This window comes from Martelella alba (assembly GCF_005217455.1).
GTDB lineage: Bacteria > Pseudomonadota > Gammaproteobacteria > Enterobacterales > Enterobacteriaceae > Acerihabitans.
Window position 1 is genome coordinate 1 of sequence record NZ_SZPQ01000078.1, and the last position, 7,550, is coordinate 7,550.

A 7,550-nucleotide genomic window follows, 5' to 3' on the forward strand; every position below is an offset into this window, starting at 1 on the left:
CAAAAAGCAGCCATCTTCTCAAAGAGGTGTATCAAGTTTCAATCGCTGGCTGTATCACATTACAACCGCTGCTCACAGGCCTCGACGGGCAGCACGGGCGATTCCTACGACAATGCGATGGCGGAGAGCATCAACGGCCTGTATAAAGCGGAGGTGATACACAGACAGAGCTGGAAAAAGCGGTCAGAAGTGGAGCTTGCTACGCTGACGTGGGTGGACGGGTACAACAACCGACGGCTGCTGGAGCGCCTGGGTCATGTGCCCCCGGCAGAAGCTGAAAAAGCGTACTATGCTACCCACGGAAATAAGGTGCAAGCAGCCTGACTTCCCGGACTTAACACTCTCCCGGAAAACCGGGGCGCTTCACACCTCAAAAACAATATAGCTTTATGAGGTGCCTAACAAGGTGCCTAAAAGGTTCGGATTTAATTAGTTGGCATCAGACTTCGCGGAACAAATTGAGGGCACAAAAAAGCCCGCAGGGCTTGCGCCGTGCGGGCTCTTAGGACTTCATCGGATGACTCTGGTAATCACCGATGGAGAATTTTGGGCTGGCGGGAGTTGAACTTAGAAGTTAATGGACTGATTTTAATAATAAAGAAATTTGGATTTTCAGGTTCTAACTACCAAACGTACTACCAAAATGTTTTGGTAGAAAATTGCACATTACCGAGGAGGGGCTTTATCTACACTTCGCTGAGTTTAACACATAAAGCTGTTATGCTTTTGTGCGTCCAGCCTGTCCACTGTCCATATATAATAATAAAAATAAAAAATATTATATTTATTATATAGATAATACCCCTCCTCGCACTATCATACGTGGACAGAGGTACGGACAAGGGGTGGACAGCGCTGTCCATATCTCGCTGTTTGGCGGGTAAAATGGTGTATGTCGCGGCTGGGGATCGGACTGGAAAAGTTTGAGCACTACGTTTTGCTACCTTTTTTACCGGATGTAACCGGACGCCGTCCGAAAATGGCAGGTTGGAGACCCGCCCCTCCCCGGTATTGCTCAGATTCCACATTTTTCTACGTGCTTTTTCACCTCAACATTTCTCAACATTTCGGCATGGCACAACGTGCGGTTACGTTAGAGTGTGGAGCGTGTCAAATCGACGATTTTATGGGAAATGGCATTACCAAAAGGAGTTGAGGCATGCGGTAAGGCGTTGCCGCTTTTCTCCCTATAGGGATAGCCTCTTTGGCGTTTTGCTACTTCCGCCTGGTCGGGCAAGCCGTGGAACGGGGATGATTTTATTGCTGTCTCTACGCGAGGGTGGAAAACCTTGTTGTGGTGTTTAATTTTATCTGGTTTGGCTATAGACTGACAAACAGGATATGAGGGGAAAGGAATCTTTATGACTACCTACACAGAGATAGCAAAGCGTATAGCCAAAATTATCATTTCACCTGATACCGCCATAGGTCTTACTCATGGCGTTTTATCGGTTCCACAAGATTTAGGTTATCTTGCTTATGGATATTTTGATACCGATTCTCGGTTTAACAGAGAAACAGAACGTATTCGATTAATTAATGCTATTCGATTTGGAATTCTTCAAAATGAAAATTTTGTCAGGACGATAGAAACCGTATTAGATAAATTCAATCAATATGTACCTGAAAATAATCGTGATGGACTTTATGCTAAAACAGGCGCATCGGTAGTGGGTAGGGCTATTACAAATTCATTAATTTCAAAGAAGATAGCAACATCAATTGCTCAACGTAGTTCGCTTATGATAGCCCTGAGAGGTGGTGTTGTTGGTAATATTTTATTAGCCGGAGGCATGGCGGAACGTAGTATATACACGTCTCAGAGACTTCAAATGACAGATCCAGATATTTACTATGAACTACGAAAAAAAGACTATGACTTTCTTTATTTTCTTGTGGAACCAGCTTTGCAGCCTTTTATTGAGGCTTTAAGAGTTAGGCGAACGCAAGGCAATACAGCATTTAATCAGATAATTGAACTTGTTGAAAAAGAGGTCAGACATGGCAGATGATAAAAGATTGCCATTAGGAAAACGTATCTTTCATAGTTTTCTTGAAAATACAGTTTCACTGCTTGGTGGTATATTGGTGTTTGTTTGTTTGTATTGGTTTTTCCATTTTGAAACATGGCATGAAAGATTTATCTATATCATCATAAGTATTTTGTTTGTATATGTGTTAGTTAAAGTATTACCTGACAGATCAGAATGATAGCTTATTGGACGTTAATAATATAAGGATGATAAAATGTCTTTGCCAGCATATTTGTTTTTATATGATGAAAATGGGGTTCAGATCAAGGGTTCCTGTGTGGCTTCAGGCCGTGAAGGGGCTATTGAGGTGATGAATACCCAACATGGGATATCTTTATCTGTAGATGCTCATACTGGCTCACTTACTGGAGGTCGTATGCACGAACCAGTAATCATAAATAAAGAAGTAGATAAATCGTCTCCTTACCTCTTTGATTTTGTATGCACGGGTAAACGATTGAAAACAGGAATTCTCCGCTTTTATGCAATTAATGAGGCTGGAATAGAAAATGAAATATATAATTTAACGCTGGATAGCGTTGTTATAATTTCTGTAGTGTTCAACCATGCTTATATTCCGGGTGCAACAGCTCCAAATATGATGGAGGTCGTAAAACTACGATACAGAGGCATATCGTGGAATTACTTGATTGGGAATATTTCAATCAATGATTTTTGGGGTAAGGAATTACAAAAGCAAGAAGAAAAAAATAGCTGAAATAAAGACCCCTGCCCGTAATTTTTTACAAATTACGGGCAGGGGGCATAGTGGACGCTCTACGCTCTCAGTCCATCATCAAAATGCCATGTGGCATCTTTAAGATTTCCGGGGATCTCCTGCGCTATACCTTTCGCATCAGTGGCCTGTGTCTGGATCTCGATATTGTCAATCCGCACGTCTGTACGCTGTGAAACCTGCCGGGATGAATTGCTGATAGCGTTGCTGGTCATGGAAGTAATCGGATTGCTGGCCGCTGCCTGTAACTGTACCTGACCGCCATACGTCATATCATGCGCTGGTGGCGCTGGCGTAATGGGTTGTGCTTCGTTCTCAGCCTTTGCCACTTCGTCCTTACCCATACCGAACCAGCGTTTCACCTTCTGCCAGGCTTCGCTAATTTTCCCAAAGCCTTTCAGGGCGATACCCACCACCTTATCAATCAGCTTTTCCAGCCCGTTCCACAGTTCGGTTATTTCTTTGCCCGCACTGGTGAGGAAGCTAAAGACGGTATCGCCTGCGCCGTCCCACAGCAGGGAGTCCAGCAGCCCTTTAATTTCGCCTTTCAGGTTATCAAGGAATTGCAGCGGATCGGTGAACAACATCACAAACGCATCCCATAGAGCTAACACTTCTTCTTTCGACGCCTGGAGAAATTTATTCAGTTCGGGGAATTTCTGCGCCAGCCGTCCGGTTATGCTGTCCATACCGGAGAAATAACCCACCACATCGGCAACCACCAGCGCCAGCGCACCGAATGCGGCCACGGCAAGCAGGATCGGCCAGGTGGCGGCGAGGGTCGCAGCAGCAGCGCTTATCATGGCGGGGAGATAGTACGCCGTCACTATGCCCCCAAGCGCGACAAAGAACTGCGTAAGGCCCTCCCTGTTATCGCTTATCCACCCCGAAACCTTGTCCCAGGCATCCAGCAGGTTTTCAAACACAGGAATAAGCGCACTGCCTACCTGCGTTTTGACGTTATCGAATTCCATTTTCAGGGTGCGTAACTTCTGGTTAAAGCGGTCCGATTGTTCTACCTGCTCCCTGGTAATAACGCCCTGTTCTTTCTGTTTTTTAATCAGTTCTTCAACACCGATTTTTCCTTTGCGCAGCAGTTCAATAGTACCTTCATCCAGCCCTACCATTTTACCCAGCCGTTGCGCCCGAAAGCTGCTCATACCGCCAAGTACACGACTGTAGCGCAGTAATGCCGCCTCCGGATCGCGGAACCGTTGCGCCAGATTGCCAATGGTGCGGGTAAAGGCTTCTGCATCGCCGCCGCTTTCCGTGACTGCCTTTCGCCAGGCGTCAAGCGTGGACACATTGACGTTCATCTGTCGCGCCTGCATTCCTAACGCGCTGGTAGTTTCCGCTGCACTGAGTGCCAGCACCTTAGCCCCTGCCAGCGTCATCGTAACGCCCAGCAGCCCCGCCGCCGATTTAGTCAGGCTTAAAAATGAAGTCCCTAACTGTTGCGTCTGCACATCGACGCCGGACACAGTATTTTTAAGCTGTTCCGCTTTCTTCTCGCTTTAGGCCAGCCCTTTATCCAGTGCGGAGGCATCCGACGCGAACGTGTAATAAAACGCTTCTAACAGGCTCATAGCGCTTTCCTCTGTTTGTAAACGCCAGCGTGGTGATAGTACGCTGGCACATTTGCCAGAATGCATTGTTTCATAATTCGGTGTTATTTTCTTTATCGTTGCAAAATATGAAATAACTGGCAGGTTGAGTATGGGGGTGGGCTGGTGGATTCGGTGAAATACCGTATTTATCTAAAATCAATTGGTTAGAATTTAATTCAGGGTGTGAGTTGAAACCTTTTTGATGAGAAATGATGAGGGCTGAATCATGCGCGATATACGGGCAGTGCTGCAACGCTGGGGAGAATGGGCAGCAGATGAAGAAAACCGCGCTGCATGGCCTGCGGTCTGTGCCACCTTCCGGGGAGTACTGGCGGCTAAATCCTCCCTGCGTCCGTCCTGTAGTGACGATGATGGCCTGATAATCGACGCCTGCGTTTCGAGGCTACACTTTGCTGGCCGCGATGCAGAACGCGAAGTGCTCTTTGCTTACTACGTCCTGCGCCTGTCTCTGCGCGATGTGGCCGATTTATTTGAAACCAACCGTATGCAGGTGCGCAATTTGCTGTCGGGGGGTGAGAACTTCGTTAACGGTGGGCTGGTGGCGCTGGGCGTCAGGCTGGATATGGATCTGGTACTGAAAGCCACCGGGCAGATGAAAGCGCCGGCCTTTCTGTTACGTGGTTTTGAGGACGTCTCTGGTCGTGCGCCGGTAGCGGGTTGATCCTCCTGTTTTGGAGGATGTTGAAAACCATATAGTTATCCAGCTTCCACCAATGGGGGTTTGTGGATAAATCAACCACTTATTCCCAAGACGTGAATTTGTAAGCATCCCTGTAATCCGAACCATTCACTTTTAGAGATCTTCCGACATACTGACTATGTCCCCTGAGGAGATCGCCATGCGTAAAGCCCGATTCACCGAACACCAGATCATTGCCGTTCTGAAGTCCGTCGAAGCCGGACGTACCGTCAAGGATGTCTGCCGCGAGGCCGGGATCTTTGAGGCTTCGTACTACAACTGGAAAGCGAAGTTTGGCGGGATGGAAGCCTCTGATATCAAAAAGATGAAAGACCTTGAGGATGAAAACCGCCGGCTGAAACAGATGTTTGCGGACCTGAGTCTCGAGTGCCGCGCCCTGAAAGACGTTATTGAAAAAAAGCTTTAAAACCAGCGATAAAGCGTGAGCTGGTCAGCTATCTGACCGCGCAGTTTGCCATGAGCTTACGCCAGGCCTGCAGGACATTGTCGCTGAGCAGGACGGTATTTCGTTATCAGCCGGATACGCGACGTGATGAGCCGGTGATTATGGCGCTGACCGTGGCGGCTGAACGCTATCCGCGATACGGATTTAAAAAGCTTTTTCAGGTGCTGCGCAGGCAGGGCAATACCTGGAACCATAAAAGAGTTCACCGTATTTACTGCCTGCTGAAACTGAATTTTCGCCGTAAGGGAAAACAACGCCTGCCGGTGCGTAATCCGGCTCCGCTGGCGACGCCAGAGGCGATGAACCAGAGCTGGTCCATCGATTTTATGCACGATGCGCTGGTGTGCGGCAGGCGCTTCCGGACCTTCAACGTGGTGGATGATTTTAACCGCGAAGCACTGGCGATCGAAATTGACCTGAATATCCCGGCGCAGCGGGTCGTGAGAGTGCTGGACAGGATCGTTGCAAACCGCGGATATCCGCTGAAAATGCGGATGGATAACGGTCCGGAGCTGATCTCGCTGACGCTGGCACATTGGGCAGAAGAGCATGGTGTGATGCTGGAATTTATCAGGCCCGGCAAGCCCACGCAGAATGCCTTTATCGAACGTTTTAACCGGACCTATCGGACAGAGATACTGGATTTTTATCTGTTCAGGACTCTGAATGAAGCGCGGGAAATTACAGAGCGCTGGCTGGCTGAATATAACAGCGAGCGCCCTCATGAATCCCTGAATAACCTGACGCCGGAAGAATACCGGCTGATAACTGAAAACCCGGAAATCTCAAAAAGTGCGTGGAACTAAAACGGGTGCGCTTACAAATTCAAGTCTTGCTCATGCCAACAGTACCATGTAGCCATCCTTCAGTTTTGAAGGATGAATTCTCATACAATAGGAGATTAACGTTGATCAGGGAGTTATAAAAATACCGAATCAGTATAATTCAATAAAATCAGATGATTACGAGGAGATTCTAGTGAGTCGCTAGAATTAAACAAAATCAATAAGTTACTCAATTTGCGAATTTGTACAGATTCATTCCGGCCACCATCCAGAAGGATAATTTATCCCGGCTGGCGGCATCAGCCCCCAATGGGGTAGAACGCCCAGCCCCTCCCCGGTAAAGGCAATAAATCGCAGGTTATCTCCCGTTCAGCCTTTTAGCCCATCCCGGCGCATGAGTTCGTCACGCGCTACGCTGATCAACTGTTTTATTTCTTCTGCTGCCTTTGTGCCAATTTTCTCCACCTGCGCCAGTGCATCGAGAGAAGAAAGCAACGGATTATCTTTGCTCCCTTCTGCCTGTCGGCGGGCTATTTCTCCCCGTATGGCAGTAATAATGAACCCGGATGCTGTTTCATCGTCTTGCTTAACGATTTCCATGCTATCCAAAATATCATGCGGGATACGAACATTCTTGACCTGTGATTTGTTGTTTACATTGCCTGTAGCCATACACATTCCCCAGTTTAATCGTTGGTGTGTGAACGATACATCATTAGGTGTGTATTGAAAATGGTTGACACAAACACACACTTAAAATTAAAGTAAATACACACCTTATCCACAGATAAAACACAGGTAAGATGTAAAAATAGCAACGCCCCACAAGCGTCGGAAGCGCAAGCAGGGCGTCTGACCAACAACGTAATCGAGGGTTACATTATGGCTGGAACACAGCATACCCAAACTCACCCCAAATTTATATGGCGCTTCTACTCGCCACGCACGAACCAGCGCACCACGATAATTGCATCCACCGAAGCGGAAGCACGTTCTCGTCTGCGTAACCCGTCTTACCTGTTGTCTGTCCGTATTCGCATCACAGACGGCGTTTATCAGGTGCTGGCGCATCTGCACTCATCCACCGGGGAGAAGGATAGTTTCCTGTTGCCGGATCTCTTTGCCAACCACCAACAGGCCGAACGCCTTGAACCGCCCCGGTTTTCCGGGAGAGTATTTTAGTTGGGAACTCAGGCTGCCAGATCCTTATTCCCGATGGAAGC

At 47.7% G+C, this 7,550-nt stretch carries 9 protein-coding genes; 7 read left to right on the top strand and 2 right to left on the bottom strand.

The window, feature by feature from the left end:
• The 4 genes from FCN80_RS24990 to FCN80_RS25010 all read left to right on the top strand — a co-directional run.
• The coding region (locus FCN80_RS24990; protein ID WP_230492945.1) for an integrase core domain-containing protein at window positions 1-324 on the top strand (324 nt) is incomplete at its 5' end.
• Window positions 325-1,361: 1,037 nt separating this feature from the next.
• Window positions 1,362-2,012 carry a hypothetical protein gene (locus tag FCN80_RS25000; protein ID WP_136993019.1) on the top strand — a complete coding sequence of 217 codons (651 nt, stop codon included), beginning with the start codon at window positions 1,362-1,364 and terminating at the stop codon, window positions 2,010-2,012.
• A complete protein-coding gene (locus tag FCN80_RS25005; RefSeq protein WP_136993020.1) occupies window positions 2,002-2,211 on the top strand; it encodes a hypothetical protein in 210 nt (69 codons plus the stop codon). Before FCN80_RS25000 ends, FCN80_RS25005 begins: the two co-directional genes overlap by 11 nt.
• 36 nt (window positions 2,212-2,247) lie before the next feature.
• Window positions 2,248-2,751: an Hcp family type VI secretion system effector gene (locus FCN80_RS25010; RefSeq protein ID WP_136993021.1), complete on the top strand. Its 504-nt coding sequence runs from the start codon at window positions 2,248-2,250 to the stop codon at window positions 2,749-2,751.
• Between the two features lie 59 nt (window positions 2,752-2,810).
• On the opposite strand, the gene FCN80_RS25015 is transcribed toward FCN80_RS25010, so the two are convergent.
• Window positions 2,811-4,235 carry a hypothetical protein gene (locus FCN80_RS25015; protein WP_136993022.1) on the bottom strand — a complete coding sequence of 475 codons (1,425 nt, stop codon included), beginning with the start codon at window positions 4,233-4,235 and terminating at the stop codon, window positions 2,811-2,813.
• A 367-nt stretch (window positions 4,236-4,602) separates the two neighbouring features.
• Between FCN80_RS25015 and FCN80_RS25020 the strand changes: the two genes are divergently transcribed.
• Window positions 4,603-5,058 (top strand): antiterminator Q family protein, encoded by a 456-nt coding sequence (locus FCN80_RS25020; RefSeq protein ID WP_136993023.1) that lies wholly within the window; start codon window positions 4,603-4,605, stop codon window positions 5,056-5,058.
• Window positions 5,059-5,236: 178 nt separating this feature from the next.
• Window positions 5,237-6,348, top strand: a protein-coding gene (locus FCN80_RS25025; RefSeq protein ID WP_136993024.1) for an IS3 family transposase whose coding sequence is annotated in 2 segments (ribosomal slippage) — window positions 5,237-5,498 and window positions 5,498-6,348 — 1,113 coding nt in all. Because the reading frame shifts where the segments join, the coding sequence is not laid out codon by codon here.
• A 348-nt stretch (window positions 6,349-6,696) separates the two neighbouring features.
• Here FCN80_RS25025 and FCN80_RS25030 read toward each other — a convergent pair.
• Window positions 6,697-6,999, bottom strand: a complete 303-nt coding sequence (locus FCN80_RS25030; protein ID WP_136993025.1) for a YlcI/YnfO family protein — start codon at window positions 6,997-6,999, stop codon at window positions 6,697-6,699.
• A gap of 210 nt (window positions 7,000-7,209) precedes the next feature.
• Here FCN80_RS25030 and FCN80_RS25035 point away from each other — a divergent pair, with 210 nt between their 5' ends.
• A complete protein-coding gene (locus FCN80_RS25035) occupies window positions 7,210-7,509 on the top strand; it encodes a host cell division inhibitor Icd-like protein (protein WP_136993026.1) in 300 nt (99 codons plus the stop codon).
• Window positions 7,510-7,550 lie beyond the last annotated feature (41 nt).

What these genes read in the sequence shown, in the direction of transcription:
- FCN80_RS25005 (WP_136993020.1), top strand. Translation starts at nt 2,002, where the DNA reads ATGGCAGATGATAAAAGATTGCCATTAGGAAAACGTATCTTTCATAGT.
- FCN80_RS25035 (WP_136993026.1), top strand. Translation starts at nt 7,210, where the DNA reads ATGGCTGGAACACAGCATACCCAAACTCACCCCAAATTTATATGGCGC.
- FCN80_RS25010 (WP_136993021.1), top strand. Translation starts at nt 2,248, where the DNA reads ATGTCTTTGCCAGCATATTTGTTTTTATATGATGAAAATGGGGTTCAG.
- FCN80_RS25000 (WP_136993019.1), top strand. Translation starts at nt 1,362, where the DNA reads ATGACTACCTACACAGAGATAGCAAAGCGTATAGCCAAAATTATCATT.
- FCN80_RS25020 (WP_136993023.1), top strand. Translation starts at nt 4,603, where the DNA reads ATGCGCGATATACGGGCAGTGCTGCAACGCTGGGGAGAATGGGCAGCA.
- FCN80_RS25030 (WP_136993025.1), bottom strand. Translation starts at nt 6,999, where the DNA reads ATGGCTACAGGCAATGTAAACAACAAATCACAGGTCAAGAATGTTCGT.